Origin of the sequence: Georgenia sp. H159 (assembly GCF_035607575.1) — a bacterium.
In the GTDB taxonomy this organism is placed as follows: domain Bacteria; phylum Actinomycetota; class Actinomycetes; order Actinomycetales; family Actinomycetaceae; genus Oceanitalea.
Map to the genome: position 1 here is coordinate 1 of NZ_JAYDZY010000013.1, position 17,288 is coordinate 17,288.

The following is a 17,288-nucleotide window of genomic DNA, read 5'->3' on the forward strand; positions in this document are numbered from 1 at the left end:
TGGCACACTGTTGAGTTCTCAAGAAACAGACACACACCGCCAGAACCAGCCCACCAGGACCAGCCCCGGACCGGGGCGACTCTCCATGCTACCCGAGCGGGCCCGTCTCGCCAACCTCGGTCGACGTGACCTGCACCTCTCGGTGTCCACACCCGTCGGGCGAGACTGTGTCTCACTCCCTCGGTGTCGGACTCGCCTCCCCGGGACCGGCCACCGGGCCTCAGGCCCTGGTGTCCGTGCCTCCCTGGGGGGCAACGAGGTGAAACATTACGCGGGCCGGGGGGTCGCGTCAAACGTGCGGCCGAAGGCTGGCTTGCCGCTCGGAACCCCCGTCTGACCTGGGCTTTTGTCGTGTCGGTGGGCCTTCCGAGCCCGCACGCCGCCCAGCTCGGGTCCTGAGAGGTCGTTCACACGGCGTGGTGCGCGGGCCTCCGGAGGACGTCTGCTAGGCGGTGGTGCCCGTTGCCACCGGCCGGCACGGCGAACGCCCCGCCGGTGGTGCCGGCGGGGCGTTCGGGTGGACGGGGTGAGCTGGGGGTGCGTGTCAGGCGCGCGCCACCTCGGCCACGGCCAGGTTGCGGCGGCCGCGGCGCAGCAGGACCCAGCGCCCGGCGAGCAGGTCCCGCGGTGCGAGGACGTGGTCCTCGTCGGTGACCTTGGCGTTGTTGACGTAGGCACCGCCCTCGGCGACGGTGCGCCGGGCGGCGGACCTCCCCGGGGCTAGACCCGTGGCGACGAGGAGGTCGACGACGTTCGACTCCCCCACCACCGCGTCACCGCGTGGGAGCTCGGCGACGGCGTGTCCGAGGGTCTCCTCGTCCAGGTCGTGCAGGTCCCCGCGGCCGAAGAGCGCCCGCGAGGCACGCTCCACGCGATCGGTGGCCTCCGGGCCGTGGACGAGGCTCGTGACGTCCTGCGCCAGGACACGCTGGCCCTCCCTGGCCTGGGGTCGCTCGGCCACCGCGGCCGCGAGCTCGGCGATCTCCTCCCGGCTGCGGAAGGTGAAGATCTTGAGGAAGCGCTCGACGTCGGCGTCCTCGGTGTTGAGCCAGAACTGGTAGAAGGCGTACGGGCTCATCATGTCCGGTGCCAGCCACACGGCCCCGCCCTCGGTCTTCCCGAACTTCGTCCCGTCGGCCTTGGTGATGAGCGGCGTCGTGAGCGCGTGGACCGTGGTCCCGTCGGCCTTTCGTGCGAGCTCCACCCCGGAGAGCAGGTTGCCCCACTGGTCGTTCCCGCCCGTCTGCAGGGTGCAGCCGTACCGGCGGTTGAGCTCGAGGAAGTCCATGCCCTGGAGGATCTGGTAGCTGAACTCGGTGAACGAGATGCCCTCGTCACTGGCCAGCCGGCGCGCGACCGTGTCCTTGGCCAGCATGGTGCCGAGCCGGTAGTGCTTGCCGATCTCGCGCAGGAAGTCGATGGCGGTCAGCCCGTCGGTCCAGTCGAGGTTGTTGACCATGCGGGCGGCGTGCTCGCCCCCGAAGTCGAGGAAGGGCTCGATCTGCGACCGGAGACGCTCGGTCCACTCGGCGACCACGGCGCGGTCGTTGAGCGTTCGCTCCCCCGACATCCGGGGGTCCCCGATGAGCCCGGTGGCACCGCCGACCAGCGCGAGGGGGCGGTGCCCGGCGAGCTGCAGGTGGCGCAGCGTGATGAGCTGGACGAGGTGGCCGTGGTGGAGGCTCGGGGCGCTCGGGTCGAAGCCGCAGTAGTAGGTGACGGGCCCCTCGGCGAGTGCGGCGCCGATGGCGTCGCGGTCCGTGGTCTGGGCGATGAGCCCGCGCCACTCGAGCTCGTCGAGGATGTCACTCACGTTGCTTGCCTCCTGATCGGTGAGGACCGGGGACCGGCCCGGGGTCTAGTGTGCCTCGTCCGCTCCGGTGGATCGTTCCCGTTCCAGCCGACGCGACGGGTCCGGTGCTATCGACGACGACGACGCACGCCGGGCCGGTAGGTCGAGACGGTGGGGTCGTCGGTGAGCCAGAAGCGCCACGGGAACGCCTCGGCGTCGCCGCCGGGGCCTGCGACGCCGACCCGTGGTCCGGTCTGCACCCGCGCCGCGGGCCGGTCCGGCCCGGACAGCTCGGCGCGTCCTCCGGCGCTGAGCGTCACGCCGTTGTCCTCGCCCGTCAGGCCCAGCGCCTGGGCCATCCTGGCCGGCCCGCGCGCGAGGTCGATGTCGCGGCGGGCAGCCGCCCGGCGGGACCGGGCGAGCTCGAGCCCGTCGACGACCTCGCCGCCGCGCAGCAGCACCGCGCTGGCGCGGCCCTCCTCGCCACACACGACGTTCGCGCACCAGTGCATGCCGTAGGTGAAGTAGACGTAGAGCCGGCCGGGCGGCCCGAACATCACCTCGGTGCGCGGGGTGAGCCCGCGGTAGGCGTGCGAGCCCGGGTCGTTGCCGCCGTCGTAGGCCTCGACCTCGGTGAGGCGGACCGTCACCGCGCCCCGGTCGTCGCGCACGGTGAGGTGCGCGCCGAGCAGGCGCGGTGCCACGTCGAGCGAGGTGCGGGTGAGGTCGAGCGCGGTCACGACGCGGCCGGTGCTCCGCTCTGCGTGCCGGCCCACTCCCGCAGCCGGCCGAGCTGGGCCCGGGCGCCCCGAAGCTGCTCGGCCACCCGGTCCGGCGCGGTCCCGCCGCGCCCGTTGCGCGACGCGACGGAGCCCTCGACGGTGAGCACCGAGCGGACCTCCGCCGAGAGGTGCGGGGAGATCCGCGCGAGCTCGGCGTCGGTGAGGTCGGCGAGCTCCTTGTCCGCCTCCTCGCACACCCGCACACAGGCCCCGGCGATCTCGTGGGCGTCCCGAAACGCCACGCCCTCGCGCACGAGCCACTCGGCGATGTCGGTGGCCAGGGAGAAGCCCTGCGGCGCGAGCTCGGCCATCCGCTCCGTCTCGAACGTGAGGGTGGCAACCATGCCGGAGACCGCGGGCAGCAGCACGGACAGGGTGTCGACGCCGTCGAACACCGGCTCCTTGTCCTCCTGCAGGTCACGGTTGTACGCGAGCGGCAGGCCCTTGAGCGTGGCGAGCAGCCCGGTGAGGTCACCGATGAGCCGGCCCGCCTTGCCGCGGGCGAGCTCGGCGACGTCGGGGTTCTTCTTCTGCGGCATGATCGAGGAGCCGGTGGAGAAGGCGTCGTCGAGACGGACGAAGCCGAACTCACGGGTGGCCCAGACGACGACGTCCTCGCTGATCCGCGACAGGTTCACGCCGACCATGGCGACGACGAAGGCGAACTCGGCGACGACGTCCCGCGCGGCGGTGCCGTCGATCGAGTTCTCCACCGAGTCGGCGAAGCCGAGGTCCGCGGCCACCGCGCGCGGGTCGAGACCGAGCGACGAGCCGGCGAGCGCGCCGGAGCCGTAGGGCGAGATGGCGGCCCGCCGGTCCCAGTCCGCCCAGCGCTCGACGTCGCGCAGCAACGGCCACGCGTGCGCGAGGAGGTGGTGGGCCAGCAGCACCGGCTGGGCGTGCTGGAGGTGGGTGCGTCCCGGCATGACGGCACCCGGGTGTGTGTCCGCCTGGTCGACGAGAGCGGCGACGACGTCGAGCACCCCGTCGGCGAGGAGGCGGGCCTGCTCCCGCAGGTAGGAGCGCACGAGCGTGGCGATCTGGTCGTTGCGCGACCGCCCGGCGCGCAGCTTGCCGCCCAGCTCGGGCCCAGCCCGCTCGATGAGGCCGCGCTCGAGCGCGGTGTGGACGTCCTCGTCGTCGGGCTGCGGGGCGAAGGAGCCGGAGACGACGTCGGCCTCCAGCCGGTCCAGCGCGGCCAGCATGCCGGTGAGCTCGGCGTCGTCGAGCAGGCCGGCGGTCGCCAGCGCCCGGGCGTGGGCCCGGGACCCGGCGATGTCGTGGCGGGCCAGCCGCCAGTCGAACTGCGTGGAGCGGGACAGCTCGGTGAGGGCGTCGGCCGGCCCGCCGGAGAAGCGCCCTCCCCACAGGCTCAGCGGCGCCTCAGCCATGGTCGGCGGCCTCCAGCTCGGTGCCCTGGCCGAGGTCGACCGCGTTGCCGAAGGTCGCGTCCCGGGCGGCGGAGAGCTTGGACGTCATGCCGTAGATCTCGATGAAGCCCTTGGCGTTGGACTGGTCGAAGGTGTCTCCGGAGTCGTACGTGGCGAGGTTGAAGTCGTAGAGGCTGGAGTCGCTGCGGCGGCCGGTGACGACGGCACGGCCCCCGTGCAGGAGGAGGCGGATGTCGCCGGAGACGTAGCGCTGGGTGTCGTCGATGAACACGTCCAGGGACCGCTTGAGCGGGGAGAACCACTGGCCGTCGTAGACGAGCTCGGTCCAGCGCTGGTCGACACCCTTCTTGAAGCGGGCCTGCTCGCGCTCGACGGTGACGTTCTCCAGCTCCTGGTGGGCGGTGATGAGCGCGATGGCGCCGGGGGCCTCGTAGACCTCGCGGGACTTGATGCCGACGAGGCGGTCCTCGACGATGTCGATGCGGCCCACGCCCTGGGCGCCGGCGCGACGGTTGAGCTCCTGGATGGCCTGGAGCGGAGTCACCGGCACGCCGTCGAGAGCGACCGGGACGCCCTCCTCGAAGGTGATGACAACCTCGTCGGGGACCGGAGGGAAGGCCGGGTCGTCGGTGTAGCTGTAGACGTCCTTGGTGGGGGCGTTCCAGATGTCCTCGAGGAAGCCGGTCTCGATGGCCCGGCCCCAGACGTTCTGGTCGATGGAGAAGGGGTTGTTCTTCGTCGTCTCGATGGGCAGCTGGTGGCGCTGGGCGTAGTCGATGGCGACGTCGCGGGTGAGCGCGAGGTCACGGACCGGGGCCAGGCACTTGAGGTCCGGGGCGAGGGAGGTGATGCCGACCTCGAAGCGCACCTGGTCGTTGCCCTTGCCGGTGCAGCCGTGCGCGACCGTCGTGGCACCGAACTGGCGGGCGGCGCGCACGAGGTGCTTGACGATGACGGGGCGGGAGAGCGCCGAGACCACCGGGTAGCGGTCCTGGTAGAGGGCGTTGGCCTTGAGCGCCGGCATGCAGTACTCGGTGGCGAACTCCTCACGTGCGTCGGCGACGTAGGCCTCCACCGCGCCGCAGTCGAGCGCGCGCTGGCGGATGACGTCGAGGTCCTCGCCTCCCTGGCCGACGTCGACGGCCACGGCGATGACCTCGGCGCCGGTCTGCTCCCCGATCCAGCCGATGGCCACCGAGGTGTCCAGCCCGCCGGAGTATGCGAGGACGATCCGCTCCTTGCCGGAGGCGGAGGCGGTGGCGGGGGCGGTGCTCTCAGTCATGCGTGGTCTCTTTCGATGGATGGTGCGGTGGGACGCCCGTTCGCGGCACGGGCCGCAACGGGGTTGCTGGGGGCGGCCAGGGACAGGAGCCGGTCGGTGAGATCGGCGCCGGCCTCCGGGTCGCGGGCGATGACGAGGACGGTGTCGTCCCCGGCGATGGTGCCGAGGACACCGGGCAGGACCGCGGTGTCGACGGCGGAGGCGAGCAGCTGGGCGGCGCCGGCGGGGGTGCGGAGCACGACGAGCGCGCCGGCGTGGTCGGCAGAGACGAGCAGCTCGCCGCACCAGCGCGCCAGGCGGGCGGCACCGTGCCCCTCCTCGGGGGCCACCGGCGGGGCCATCGCCCCGGCGGCTCCCTCCTGGGGCAGGGCGTAGACCTGCCGGCCGTCCGGCGTCGGGACCTTGCCGGCGCGCAGCTCGACGAGGTCCCGGGACAGGGTGGCCTGGGTGACCTGGACGCCGTGGTCGGCCAGCTGGGCGCTGAGCTCGCTCTGGGAGGAGATCCGCTGCTGGCTGAGCAGGCGCGCGATGAGCGCGTGACGCGCCGGCCGGGTGACCGGGATGCTCATGTCAGCCCGCCCAGCAGGTGGAGCAGGACGGCCTTCTGGGCGTGACGACGGTTCTCCGCCTCGTCCCAGATGACCGACCGGTCGCCGTCGACGACCTCCGCGGTCGCCTCCAGCCCCCGGTAGACGGGCAGGCAGTGGAGGAAGACCGCGTCGTTGCCACGGGCCATGAGGTCCTCGTCGACGCGGTAGGGCACGAAGGGCGACTCGCGGTCGCCCGCCTCCTGCTCCTGCCCCATCGACACCCACGTGTCGGTGGCGACCGCCGTGACCCCGTCGACGGCCTCCCGGGCGTCGGTCGTGACAAGGACGCTGCCGCCGGTCCGGGAGGCGATCGCGTGGGCGCGGTCGACGACGGCGGGGTCGGGCGCGTAGTCCGCGGGGGCGCCGATCCGCACGTCCAGGCCTGCCGTCACCCCGCCGAGCAGGTAGGAGTGGGCCATGTTGTTCGCGCCGTCACCCAGGTAGGCGAGGGAGCGCCCGGCCAGCGCGGGGCCCTCGGCGGCCAGGCCGCCGCAGTGCTCGGCGACGGTCTGCAGGTCGGCCAGCACCTGGCACGGGTGGAACTCGTCGGTCAGCGCGTTGACGACCGGGACGGCGCTGACCGCGGCCGCGCGCTCGAGCCCGGCCTGGGCGTAGGTCCGCCACACGATGGCGGCCACGTGCCTGTCGAGGACGCGCACCGTGTCCTCGACGGACTCGCCGCGCCCGGACTGGGTCGTGGCGGAGTCGAGCACGAGGGGGTAGCCGCCGAGCTCGTGGACGCCGACGGAGAAGGAGACCCGGGTGCGCGTGGAGGCCTTGTCGAAGATGACGGCGACCGCCCGGCCCTCGAGGGGGCGGGGCGCGACGGCCCCGGACTTGAGCTGCTGGGCGAGCTCGAGGACGGCGCGCTGGGCGTCGGGGGTGAGGTCGTCGTCGCGCAGGAAGTGGGTGGTCACTCGGCACCTCCGGTGTGGAGCACGGTGGGCAGGTCGGTGAGGAACTGGGCGGCCTGGTCCTGGCCGAGGATGAACGGCGGGGCGAGCCGGACGGCGTCGGGGGCGACGGGGTTGACGATGTAGCCGGCCGCGAGCGCCGCCTGGGCGACCTGCGCGGCGACCGGCCGGTCGAGCATGACCGCCAGGAGCAGGCCTTCCCCGCGGACGCCCGCGACGAGCGGGTGCCCGAGCGCGGCGATGCCGTCGGCCAGCTGCCGGCCACGCTGGGTCACGGCGGAGAGGAGGCCGTCGCGCTCGATGACGTGGATGGTGGCCAGGGCCGCGGCCGAGGCGACCGGGTTCCCGCCGAAGGTGCTCCCGTGCTGGCCGGGCCCGAGCAGCGTCGCGGCCCGCTCCCCCAGGGCGACGACGGCGCCGATGGGCAGCCCGCCCGCCAGGCCCTTGGCGAGGACGACGACGTCGGGCACGACGCCGCCACCGACGTGGTCGTGGTGGTGGGCCATCCAGCGGCCGGTGCGGCCCATGCCCGTCTGCACCTCGTCGAGGACGAGCAGCGCCCCGTGGCGCGACGTGAGCTCGCGGGCGGCGGCGAGGTAGCCGGGCGGCAGCGGACGCACCCCGGCCTCGCCCTGGAGCGGCTCGAGGACGAGGGCGGCGACGTCGTCGTCCATGGCGGCGGCGAGCGCGTCGACGTCGCCGAAGGGCAGGTGCTCCACGCCGCCGGGCAGGGGGGCGAACGGGTCGCGGTAGGCAGCCTTGTGGGTGAGGGCCAGGGCGCCCATGGTGCGGCCGTGGAAGGCTCCCTCGAGCGCGAGGATCCGCGGGCGGGTGCCCTCCCCGTGGCGCCGGGCGAGCTTGAAGGCCGCCTCCATCGCCTCGGTGCCGGAGTTGGCGAGGAAGACCCGGGACCCGGCGGGAGCGCCGCCCGGCTCGACGATCTCCAGCAGCCGCTCCGCGAGGTGCACCTGGGTGGGGGTGGCGAAGAAGTTGGAGACGTGGCCGAGGGTCCCGAGCTGCGCGGACACGGCCGAGACGAGCGTGGGGTGCGCGTGGCCGAGGGAGTTGACGGCGATGCCGGCGAGCAGGTCGAGGTAGCGCCCGCCGTCGGCGTCCCACACCCAGGCGCCCTCGCCGCGCACGAGGACGCGCTGCGGCGGGCCGAAGGTGTTCATCAGGGCGTTGCCGTAGCGCTCGGCCCACACGGTGGCGGACTGGTGCGTCTCGAGGACGATGTCGGTCACGGGACCTCCGGGTGGGTGGACGTGCTGGCCCAGTCGGGCAGGACGAGGGTGCCCACGCCCTCGTCGGTGAAGATCTCCAGCAGCACCGAGTGCGGCTGGCGGCCGTCGATGATGTGCGCCTGCGGCACCCCGCCGCGCACGGCACGCAGGCAGGCCTCCATCTTGGGGACCATCCCGGACTCGAGGTCGGGCAGCATGAGGCTGAGGTCGGCGGCGGTGATGCGGCGCACGATCGAGGAGCGGTCGGGCCAGTCGCGGTAGAGGCCCTCGACGTCGGTGAGGACGACGAGCTTGCGCGCTCCGAGGGCGACGGCGAGGGCGGCGGCCGCGGTGTCGGCGTTGACGTTGAGCACCTGGGTCCGGTCGCGGACGTCGGGCGCGATGGTGGAGATCACCGGGATGCGGCCGGCGGCGAGGAGGTCGTCGACGGCGGCCGGGTGGACCTCGACGACGTCGCCCACCAGGCCCACGTCGACCGGCTCGCCGTCGACGACGGCGGTGCGGCGCTCGGCGCGCAGCAGGCCGCCGTCCTCCCCGGATATGCCCACCGCGTGGGCGGTCTTCTCGTTGAGCAGCGAGACGAGGTCGCGCTGCACCTGGCCGGTGAGCACCATCCGGACGACGGCCATGGCCTCGGGGGTGGTGACCCGCAGCCCGCCGCGGAACTCCGAGGCGATCTGCAGGCGGTCGAGCATGGAGGAGATCTGCGGGCCGCCGCCGTGGACGACCACGGGCTGCATGCCGACCTGGTGGAGGAAGTGGACGTCGGCGGCGAAGGCGCGCTGGAGGCGCTCGTCGACCATCGCGTTGCCGCCGTACTTGATGACGACGCGGGTGCCGGAGAAGCGCTCGAGCCAGGGCAGCGCCTGGATGAGCACCTCGGCCTTCTGGTCGGGGCGCAGACTGTCGGGGAGCTCGCTCATGTGGAGTACGCGCTGTTCTCGTGGACGTAGTCGTGCGTGAGGTCGTTGGTCCACACCGTCGCCTCCGCGTCACCCGCGTGCAGGTCGATGTCGATGTGCACCTCCCGGTGGGCGGCGAGGTCGACGGTGGAGGGGTCCGCGGCGGGCCCGCTCGCCCGGCACACCTGGACGCCGTTGATCGTCACGTCGAGCCGGGTGGGGTCGAAGGGTGCGACGTCCTCCGGGACGGTGCCGACCTGCGCGATGATGCGGCCCCAGTTCGGGTCGTTGCCGAAGATCGCGGCCTTGACGAGGTTGGAGCGGGTGACGGCGCGGGCCACGGCCACGGCGGCGTCCTCGCTGCTCGCACCGACGACGCGCACCGCGACGTCGTGGCTCGCTCCCTCCGCGTCGGCGATGAGCGCGCGGGCGAGCCGCGCGCAAACCTCGCGGACGGCGGCGGCGAAGGCCGCGGGGTCGGGGGCTGCTCCGCTGGCACCGGACGCGAGGAGGGTGACGGTGTCCGACGTGGACATCGCACCGTCGGAGTCGATGCGGTCGAAGGTCGTGCGGGTCGCGGCCCGGAGGGCTGCGTCTGCCTGCTCCGCGTCGACCACGGCGTCGGTCGTGACGACGACGAGCATGGTGGCGAGCGAAGGAGCGAGCATCCCGGCCCCCTTGGCCATCCCGCCGACCGTCCACGTTCCGGTCTCGTCCTCCACGGTGACGTGCGCCGTCTTGGGCACCGTGTCCGTGGTCATGATCGCGGTCGCGGCGTCGTGCCCACCGTCGGCGGACAGGGCCGCGATCGCGGGGCCGATGCCGGCGAAGAGCTTCTCGTGGGCGAGCCGGACGCCGATGAGGCCGGTGGAGCAGACGACGACGTCACCCGCGCCGATCCCGAGCCCCTCGGCGACCCTCTCGGCGGTCCCGTGGGCGTCCTGGAAGCCCTCGGGCCCGGTGAAGACGTTGGCCCCGCCGGAGTTGAGCACGACGGCGCCGATGACGCCGTCGGACGCGACCTGACGCGACCAGAGCACGGGGGCGCCGACGACCCGGTTGGAGGTGAAGACCGCGGCGCCGGTGCGGAGCGGTCCGTCGTTGACGACGACGGCCAGGTCGGGCCTGCCCGACGCCTTGAGACCTGCCGTGGTGCCCGACGCCCGGAACCCGGCCGCCGCCGTGACTCCCGCCGAGACTACGCCCTCGCTCACGGCGCCACCCCCACGGTGGTGAGGCCCGCGTCCTCGGGCAGCCCGAGCGCGAGGTTCATCGACTGGACGGCCGCGCCGGCGGTGCCCTTGCCGAGGTTGTCGATGGCGCAGACGACGACGACGCGTCCGGCCCGTTCGTCGACGGTCACCTGGACGTGGGCGGTGTTCGTGGCCAGCGTCGCGGCCGTCGTCGGCCACTGCCCCTCGGGCAGCAGGCGGACGAACCTCTCCGCGGCGTAGGCGCCGGACCAGGCCTCCCGGACGTGGTCGGGCGTCGCCCCCGCCGCGAGCGGGGCCGAGACGGTGGCGAGGATTCCCCGGGCCATCGGCACGAGCGTCGGGGTGAAGGACAGGCGGACGTCGGCGGCGCCTGCGCGGCGCAGGTTCTGCTCGATCTCGGGGACGTGCCGGTGGCTCCCGCCGACGCCGTACGGCGTGGCGGTGCCCAGGCCCTCGCTCGCGAGGAGGTGCGGCTTGAGCGACTTCCCGGCGCCGGAGTACCCGTTGGCAAGGACCGCGACGACGTCGCTCGGGTCGACGACACCCGCGCTCACGCCGGGCTGGAGGGCGAGGGTGACCGCGGTGACGTTGCAGCCGGGCACCGCGATCGTCCGCGCGTCGCGAAGGATCTGCCGCTGCGCGGCGGCGGTCCCCGACTCCCCCGCGTGACGGAGCTCGGCGAGCCCGTACGGCCACGCCCCGGCGAAGGTGCCGCCGTAGAACTGGTCCCACGACTCGGCGTGCTCGAGGCGGTGGTCGGCGCCGCAGTCGACGAGCAGCGGTGCCGGCCCCCCGAGGGCGCTCAGCGCGTCGGTGAGCTCACCGGACGCGCCGTGCGGCAGCGCGAGGACGACGACGTCGTGCTGGGCGAGCCGGGCGGGCTCGGTCGGCTCCAGGACGCGGTCGGCGAGGGGCAGCAGGTGCGGCTGGTGCCGGCCCAGGCTGTCGCCGGCGCTGGCGTTGGCGGTGAGGGCACCGATCTCGACGTCGGGGTGCGCGAGGAGGAGGCGCAGGACCTCACCCCCGGCGTACCCGCTGGCCCCGGCTACGGCTACTGACACAGTCACCCGCATAACTATACACAGTGGTGAATGGCTCGCCAGTCAGTGGCCGCCCGTGTCGGCGCCCGGCGTCACCCGGAGGTGGCGAGGTGCTCGCTGAGCTCGGTGTCGATGAGGCGGGCCCAGGTCTTGACCGCGTCCCAGTCGCGCTGGTCCCCCTCCGCGGCGCGGGTGAGGCGGGTGACCGAACGCTCCCGGAGGTTGAGGAGCGTGGGGTCCAGGCGGCCGGGGAAGGTCGCGGTCCCCACCGGGTCGATCGCCTCGACGATCCGGGCCTCGACCTTCTCGGGCTCGTCGGCCTCGGCGCCGGCGAGGCCGACGGAGAACACCCAGGTCGGCAGGGTGGCGAGGGCGGCGCGGTGACGCTCGGCGAAGTCGCGCGCCGGTGCCATCCAGCGCGACATGTACACGGCGGAGCCGAGCACGACGGCGTCCGCACCGCCGATGCCGGCCGCGTCGATCGGCTCCCGTCGCACGACGTGCCCGAGGGACTCGAGCTCGCCCGCGATCGTGTCCGCGATCTCGGCGGTCGAGGAGTGCTTCGAGGCGGCGACGACGAGGATGTCCATGCCTCCACTGTGCCGGGCGGCACAGCTACGCGCGAGGGACTTTCGTCCGTTCTGCCCGGTCCGGGAGCCACACGTCGAGGTCGTGCTCGAGGCCCAGGAACGCGCCGTACCGCGCGGCGGCCTCCTCGAGGGCGGCGAGCTCCGGCGGCCGCAGGGGACGGTAGGGCATCACCTCGAACCGCACCCGGGACCCGACGGTCCGCTTCATGCCCCCGACCAGCTGCGCGTCGACGAGCGCCATCCCGATCGCCGTCTCCCGGCCGCGCGGGGCGATCCCCTCCGCGTCGAGGACCATGCGGCTGTCCTGGTAGCCGCGGTAGGTCTCGTCGAGGATCTGCAGCAGGTGACCCACGGGCCGGCCGGCGTCGCGGGGTGGCTCCGCGTCCGGGGCGTGCCAGAAGGTCCGCCCGTCGTGGGTGAAGGACGCGAGCCGGTCCCGGTTGAGCTCCAGCCCAAGCCGCACGTCGGTGAGCGTGAGCGTCGCCCAGTAGGCGAGGTCGCGCTCGGTGGCGGGGCCGTGCCCCGAGACGTAGCGGCGCGTGAGCTCGGCCAGCGCCTCCTCGCGGTCCAGGTGCACGGGCGCCGTCACCCGGTCGGCGAACAGCGCGTACGTGTGCGTGCTGCCCCGCTCGCGCCCGGAGCAGACGAGCCGGTCGAGCTCGGTGAGGGCGAGCAGCAGCATGAGCTCGTGACCGCTGATCTCGAGCCCGTCGGCGCTCAGCGCCTCGGTGAGCTCGGCGCGGTCCTGGTCGGTGCGGGCGCCGAGGCTCTCCGTCACCACCGTGACCGCCCGGTCGAGCTGCTCGGTGGTCCACCCGTGGAGGTCGGTGAGCTGCCGCAGGACGACGGGCCGGACCCGCGGCGCCGTCAGCTCGATGAGCCAGCTCGCGTCGGCGGCGGCCACGACGTGCCAGGTCGGGCGGAGCACGTGGGTGCGGATGACCTCGCCGGCGTCGAGCAGCGAGTCGAGCTCGCCGGCGTCGGGCCGGGCGGTCCGGCAGGCGACGGCCCACGCCGCCTGGCTGCGGTTCTCGGCCTGGACGGCGAGCAGACCGCCGACCGCGTCCAGGGCCGTCGGGGCGTGCGGCTCGACGAGGCGCTGGCTGCGCAGCCGCCACCGTGCGATGTCGTGGTCGCTCAGCATGGAAGGAACCCTAGGACCGGATGCGGTCAGCGGGCGTCCTCATTCGACCGGAGCCACTGGAGCACCGCGAGCACCCGGCGGTGGTCGTCACCGGAGGGCGGCAGGTCGAGCTTGTCCAGGATGGCGGCGACGTGCTTCTCCACCGCGTTGGCGGTGACGACCAGCGCCCGGGCGATGGCGCCGTTGGTCCGTCCCTCGGCCATGAGCGCGAGCACCTCCCGCTCCCGCGGCGTGAGGCGGTCCAGCGGCCGCGCGCGCCGAGCGGCGGGTGTAGACCACCACGGCGGGCCGGCGGGCGGGTCCGGGCGCCGGGAGGTGCGTCGAGGGGAGCATGCTCCCAGCCTTCGCCTCCGCCGGGCCCGGATCACTGGTGCCTCCCGGCGTCCTCGCCCGGGGGCACGCCCTACCGGGAGGGAGGTGGGCACCCCCTCGGGTCGCGGGGACGCACGGTCTCCAGTTGCATGGGGGTTCCCGACGAAGAGGAGCTAGTCATGGAACCGTGGATCTGGATCGTCATCGGCGTCGTCGTGCTGGCGATCGTCATCGCCCTCGTGCTGACGGCCACCAAGAAGCGCAAGCAGCGTGAGCAGGAGGAGCGTGCCCTCCGCGAGCGCGAGAACCGCGAGCACGCCCGCGACCTGCGCAGGCACGCCGAGGACCAGGACATCTCCGCGCGGGAGCGGGAGGCGGCCGCCCTCCAGGCACAGGCCGACGCGCAGCGGGCCAAGGTGGAGGCCGAGCGCAAGGAGCAGGAGGCGCGTCAGCGCACCGAGTCGGCCGACGAGGTGCGGGCCCAGGTCGAGCGTGAGCGCGCCGACGCGGACGCGCTGGACCCCGACCTGACCGGTGACTCGCTGGACGAGCGCCACCCCGCAGAGGGCCCGACCCACGGCCGGCACGCCGCGGACGGCGACGTGACCCGCGAGGGCGGCTCGTCCGCGACTCGCTGACCGCGCCCGGTCGGGGGGCACCGGTCGAGTCCCGCACGGTCCCCGCGAGCACCTCTGCTCGCGGGGACCGAGCACGTCAGGCGGGTGGTGCGACGACCCGCAGGCGGCGCTCGTCCGGCCCCAGGCCCCGGGCGGCGAGCGCGCGCAGCGACTCCGGGGTGTCCGCCCCGGCACGGAGGTAGCAGCCGGACAGCGCGTCCAGCTCCCCGCGGGCGACCGAGACGGCGAGGGCGACGACCTCCGCGGGTTCGGTCCACTCGGTGCGGTCCTCGTGGGCCCGCATGGACGCGGTCATGTCGGTACGCACGACCCCCGGCGCGAGCTCGAAGGCGCGCAGGCCGCTGCCGAACCCGGCCTCGTGCAGCGCACCGCCGATGCGGAACAGCGCCGTCTTGGACACGTAGTACGCCGATGCCTCGGGCGCGTCACGGGTACCGGCGCCCGAGTTCAGGTTGACGACGCGGCCGCCGCCGCGCGCCAGCATCCCGGGCGCGACGGCGTGAGCGAGCAGGAACGGACCGCGGACGTTGGTCTCGACGACCGCCCACCACCGCTCCGGGTCGGCCTCCCACAGCGGGACCTCGGGGTCGATGACGCCGGCGTTGTTGACGAGCAGGTCGATGGAGCCCAACCCGGTCTCGGCCGTGGCGACGGCGCGGCCCACGGCGTCCGCGTCGGTGACGTCCGCGGTGAGGACGACGGCCCGCCGTCCGGCCGCCTCGACCTCCTCCGCGGTCGACACGAGCAGCCGCTCGTCCCGGGCGAGCAGCGCGACGTCCAGCCCGGCCCGCGCCAGGCCGATGGCCAGCTCGCGGCCGATCCCCCGGGACGCACCGGTGACCAGCGCCGTCTGGGCGGCGGGAACCTCAGCCACGGAGCACCGCCCCGACCCGCTCGGTGGCGAGCGTGACGATCCGGTCGCGCACCGCGGCGGTCTCCTCCGCCGTCAGCGTGCGGTCCGCGGCGCGCAGCCGCAGCGCGAAGGCCAGCGACTTCTTCCCCTCGCCGAGCTGCTCGCCGGTGTAGACGTCGAAGAGGCGCACCTCCTCGCCGAGCTCCCCGGCACCCTCGCGGACGACGGCGAGGACCTCGGCGGCGGGCACGGCCTCGTCGACGACGAGCGCGATGTCCTCCTTGCCCGGCGGGTAGGTGGACACCGGCGTGGGCTGGACCGGCTGGTCGTGCCCGGCGGCGGTCAGCGCGTCGAGGTCGAGCTCGAAGGCGACGGCGTCGGGAGGCAGGTCGAAGGCGGCGACGACACGCGGGTGCAGCTGCCCGGCGTGTCCGACCACCCGACCACCAGCCGACACCGCGGCGCACTGGCCGGGGTGCCAGGGGGCGTGCTCGGCGGCGGCGAGCTCGACGCTCACACCGACCGCGCCGGCCACGGCGTGGACGGCGTCGACGGCGTCGGCCCAGTCGGCCCGGCGGCCGGGGCCACGCACGCCGTCGGGGACGATCGCGCCGGTGAGGACGCCGGCGACGTGTCGCGGCTGGCGCGGGACGGCGGCGTGCAGGGCGGCGATCTCCGCCGGCGACGGGCGGCGGTCCACGCCCGGTGAGGACGCGGTGCCCACCCCTGCGGGACGGGTGACCAGGCCCAGCTCGAAGACGCGGGTGTCCTCCAGGCCGCGGCTGACGTTGCGGCGCGCGGTGTCGAGCAGCGAGTCGAGCAGCGAGGTGCGCATGGCGGGCGCGTCCTCGGCCATCGGGTTCGCCAGGCGCAGGGTCAGGCGCCGCTCGTCGTCGGCAGGCAGCTGCTGGCGGTCGTGGGTGTCGCCGACGAACGGGTAGGACAGCACCTCGACGAGGCCGACGTCGGCCAGGGCGCGGGCGACGTCGCGGCGGTGACGCTGCCCGGGCGTGAGCCCGCGGCCCGCCGGGGCGGCCGGCAGGATCGAGGGGATCGTGTCGTAGCCGGCCAGGCGCGCGACCTCCTCGACGAGGTGGGCCGGGCCCACGAGGTCGGGACGCCAGCTCGGCGGGGTCACGGTGACGACGCCCTCGGCGTCGGCCTCGGTGACGGTCGCGCCGATGCGGGTGAGCAGCTCGACCACCTGGGCGGCCGGGTAGTCGACGCCGGTGAGCCGGCGGGGCTCGTCCAGGCGCAGCCGCACGGGCGAGGGACGGGAGGTGGCGTCGAGGTCGCTGACGGCCGGGTCGGCCGTGCCGCCGCCGTGCTCGACGAGGAGGTCGACGACGCGCTGGGCGGCCACCGCCTGCAGCTCGGGGTCCACCCCGCGCTCGAACCGCTTGGCGGCCTCGCTCGGCAGCTTGTGCCGGCGCGCGGTGCGGGCGACCGAGACGGGGTCGAAGTGCGCGGCCTCGACGAGGACGTCGGTGGTACCGGGACCGACCTCGGTCTCCGCCCCGCCCATGACGCCGGCGAGGCCGAGGACGTGGCTGCCGCGGGCGCCACCCGGGGAGTCGGTGATGAGGAGGTCCTCGGGGTGCAGGGTGCGGCGCACGTCGTCGAGGGTGGTCAGCTCCTCCCCCGGCGCGGCACGGCGCACGACGACCGGCGCGCTCACGGCGGCGAGATCGTAGGCGTGCAGCGGCTGGCCGAGGTCGAGCATGACGTAGTTGGTCACATCGACGGCCAGGGAGATCGGGCGCATGCCCGCCTGGACGAGCCGCTCGGTGAGCCACGACGGCGACGGCGCGGCCGGGTCGATGCCACGCACGACGCGCGTGACGAAGCGGTCGCAGCCGACGTTCCCGTTCACGGGCGCGGCGTCGTCGACCTCGACGGCGAAGCCGTCCTCGGTGGCGGCCGGCGGCGGCCCGGCGGGGAGGTTCTCCGGCAGGCCGGGGTCGGTGAAGGCCGCCCCGGTCGCGTGGGAGTACTCGCGGGCGACGCCGCGCATGGCGAAGCAGTAGCCGCGGTCGGGGGTCACGTTGATCTCGAGGACCTCCGCTCCCAGGCCGAGCAGCGCGACCGCGTCCGCGCCCGGGGACGGCGTCGGGACGTCGGGGAGGAACTCGCCCAGCACGATGATGCCCTCGTGGTCCTCGCCCAGGCCGAGCTCGCGCGCGGAGCAGATCATGCCGTCGGACGTGTGCCCGTAGGTCTTGCGGGCGGCGATGTGGAAGTCGCCGGGCAGCGTCGTGCCGGGCAGGGCGACGACGACGTCGTCACCGACGGTGAAGTTGTGGGCGCCGCAGACGATCCCCCGGGAGGGCACATCGGCGGGCTCCTTGCCCTCGCCGGGGGCGTCGTTGTGCTCGGGTCCGACGTCGACGCGACAGTAGTTGATCGCCTTGCCGTTCTTGTGCTCCTCGGTGACGACCGAGAGCACGCGGCCGACGACGAGCGGGCCGGTGACGGCGGGCGGGATGATGTCCTCCTCCTCCAGCCCCACGCGCACGAGGTCCGCGGCGAGGTCGGCGGCGGTGGTGCCCTCGGGCACGGCGACGTGGTCGGCGAGCCAGGTCAGCGGGACGTACGGCATG

The 17,288-nt window shown here is 74.3% G+C and carries 15 protein-coding genes and 1 pseudogene; 1 reads left to right on the forward strand and 15 read right to left on the reverse strand.

What is annotated here, in order from left to right:
- Positions 1-544: 544 nt before the first annotated feature.
- From tyrS to VR894_RS15895, 13 genes and pseudogenes are all read right to left on the reverse strand, one after another.
- Positions 545-1,813 carry a tyrosine--tRNA ligase gene (tyrS, locus tag VR894_RS15835; protein WP_324653077.1) on the reverse strand — a complete coding sequence of 423 codons (1,269 nt, stop codon included), beginning with the start codon at positions 1,811-1,813 and terminating at the stop codon, positions 545-547.
- Positions 1,814-1,920: 107 nt separating this feature from the next.
- A complete protein-coding gene (locus tag VR894_RS15840; protein WP_324653079.1) occupies positions 1,921-2,532 on the reverse strand; it encodes a DNA-3-methyladenine glycosylase in 612 nt (203 codons plus the stop codon).
- Entirely contained in the window at positions 2,529-3,965 is a 1,437-nt protein-coding gene (argH, locus tag VR894_RS15845; protein WP_324653081.1) for an argininosuccinate lyase, read from the reverse strand. The genes VR894_RS15840 and argH overlap by 4 nt, the downstream gene beginning before the upstream one ends.
- A complete protein-coding gene (locus tag VR894_RS15850; RefSeq protein WP_324653083.1) occupies positions 3,958-5,247 on the reverse strand; it encodes an argininosuccinate synthase in 1,290 nt (429 codons plus the stop codon). Before VR894_RS15850 ends, argH begins: the two co-directional genes overlap by 8 nt.
- A complete protein-coding gene (locus VR894_RS15855) occupies positions 5,244-5,816 on the reverse strand; it encodes an arginine repressor (protein WP_324653084.1) in 573 nt (190 codons plus the stop codon). The genes VR894_RS15850 and VR894_RS15855 overlap by 4 nt, the downstream gene beginning before the upstream one ends.
- Entirely contained in the window at positions 5,813-6,754 is a 942-nt protein-coding gene (argF, locus tag VR894_RS15860; RefSeq protein WP_324653085.1) for an ornithine carbamoyltransferase, read from the reverse strand. The genes VR894_RS15855 and argF overlap by 4 nt, the downstream gene beginning before the upstream one ends.
- Positions 6,751-7,995, reverse strand: coding sequence for an acetylornithine transaminase (locus VR894_RS15865; protein ID WP_416380855.1), 1,245 nt, complete (start codon positions 7,993-7,995; stop codon positions 6,751-6,753). The genes argF and VR894_RS15865 overlap by 4 nt, the downstream gene beginning before the upstream one ends.
- Complete coding sequence (gene argB / locus VR894_RS15870; RefSeq protein WP_324653087.1) at positions 7,992-8,918, reverse strand: acetylglutamate kinase; 927 nt, start codon at positions 8,916-8,918, stop codon at positions 7,992-7,994. The genes VR894_RS15865 and argB overlap by 4 nt, the downstream gene beginning before the upstream one ends.
- Positions 8,915-10,111 carry a bifunctional glutamate N-acetyltransferase/amino-acid acetyltransferase ArgJ gene (gene argJ, locus VR894_RS15875; protein WP_324653088.1) on the reverse strand — a complete coding sequence of 399 codons (1,197 nt, stop codon included), beginning with the start codon at positions 10,109-10,111 and terminating at the stop codon, positions 8,915-8,917. Before argJ ends, argB begins: the two co-directional genes overlap by 4 nt.
- A complete protein-coding gene (gene argC, locus VR894_RS15880) occupies positions 10,108-11,184 on the reverse strand; it encodes an N-acetyl-gamma-glutamyl-phosphate reductase (protein WP_324653090.1) in 1,077 nt (358 codons plus the stop codon). Before argC ends, argJ begins: the two co-directional genes overlap by 4 nt.
- Before the next feature lie 59 nt (positions 11,185-11,243).
- On the reverse strand, positions 11,244-11,741 hold the full coding sequence (locus VR894_RS15885; RefSeq protein WP_324653092.1) for a flavodoxin domain-containing protein: 498 nt from the start codon (positions 11,739-11,741) through the stop codon (positions 11,244-11,246).
- A gap of 25 nt (positions 11,742-11,766) precedes the next feature.
- Positions 11,767-12,885, reverse strand: coding sequence for a winged helix DNA-binding domain-containing protein (locus tag VR894_RS15890; RefSeq protein ID WP_324653093.1), 1,119 nt, complete (start codon positions 12,883-12,885; stop codon positions 11,767-11,769).
- Between the two features lie 26 nt (positions 12,886-12,911).
- Positions 12,912-13,145, reverse strand: a pseudogene (locus tag VR894_RS15895) (response regulator transcription factor); the annotation flags it as partial.
- A gap of 231 nt (positions 13,146-13,376) precedes the next feature.
- On the opposite strand from VR894_RS15895, the gene VR894_RS15900 reads away from it, so the two are divergent.
- On the forward strand, positions 13,377-13,835 hold the full coding sequence (locus VR894_RS15900) for a hypothetical protein (RefSeq protein WP_324653095.1): 459 nt from the start codon (positions 13,377-13,379) through the stop codon (positions 13,833-13,835).
- A gap of 76 nt (positions 13,836-13,911) precedes the next feature.
- On the opposite strand, the gene VR894_RS15905 is transcribed toward VR894_RS15900, so the two are convergent.
- Entirely contained in the window at positions 13,912-14,709 is a 798-nt protein-coding gene (locus VR894_RS15905) for an SDR family NAD(P)-dependent oxidoreductase (protein WP_324653097.1), read from the reverse strand.
- Positions 14,702-17,287, reverse strand: coding sequence for a phenylalanine--tRNA ligase subunit beta (gene pheT / locus VR894_RS15910; protein ID WP_324653099.1), 2,586 nt, complete (start codon positions 17,285-17,287; stop codon positions 14,702-14,704). Before pheT ends, VR894_RS15905 begins: the two co-directional genes overlap by 8 nt.
- Position 17,288 lies beyond the last annotated feature (1 nt).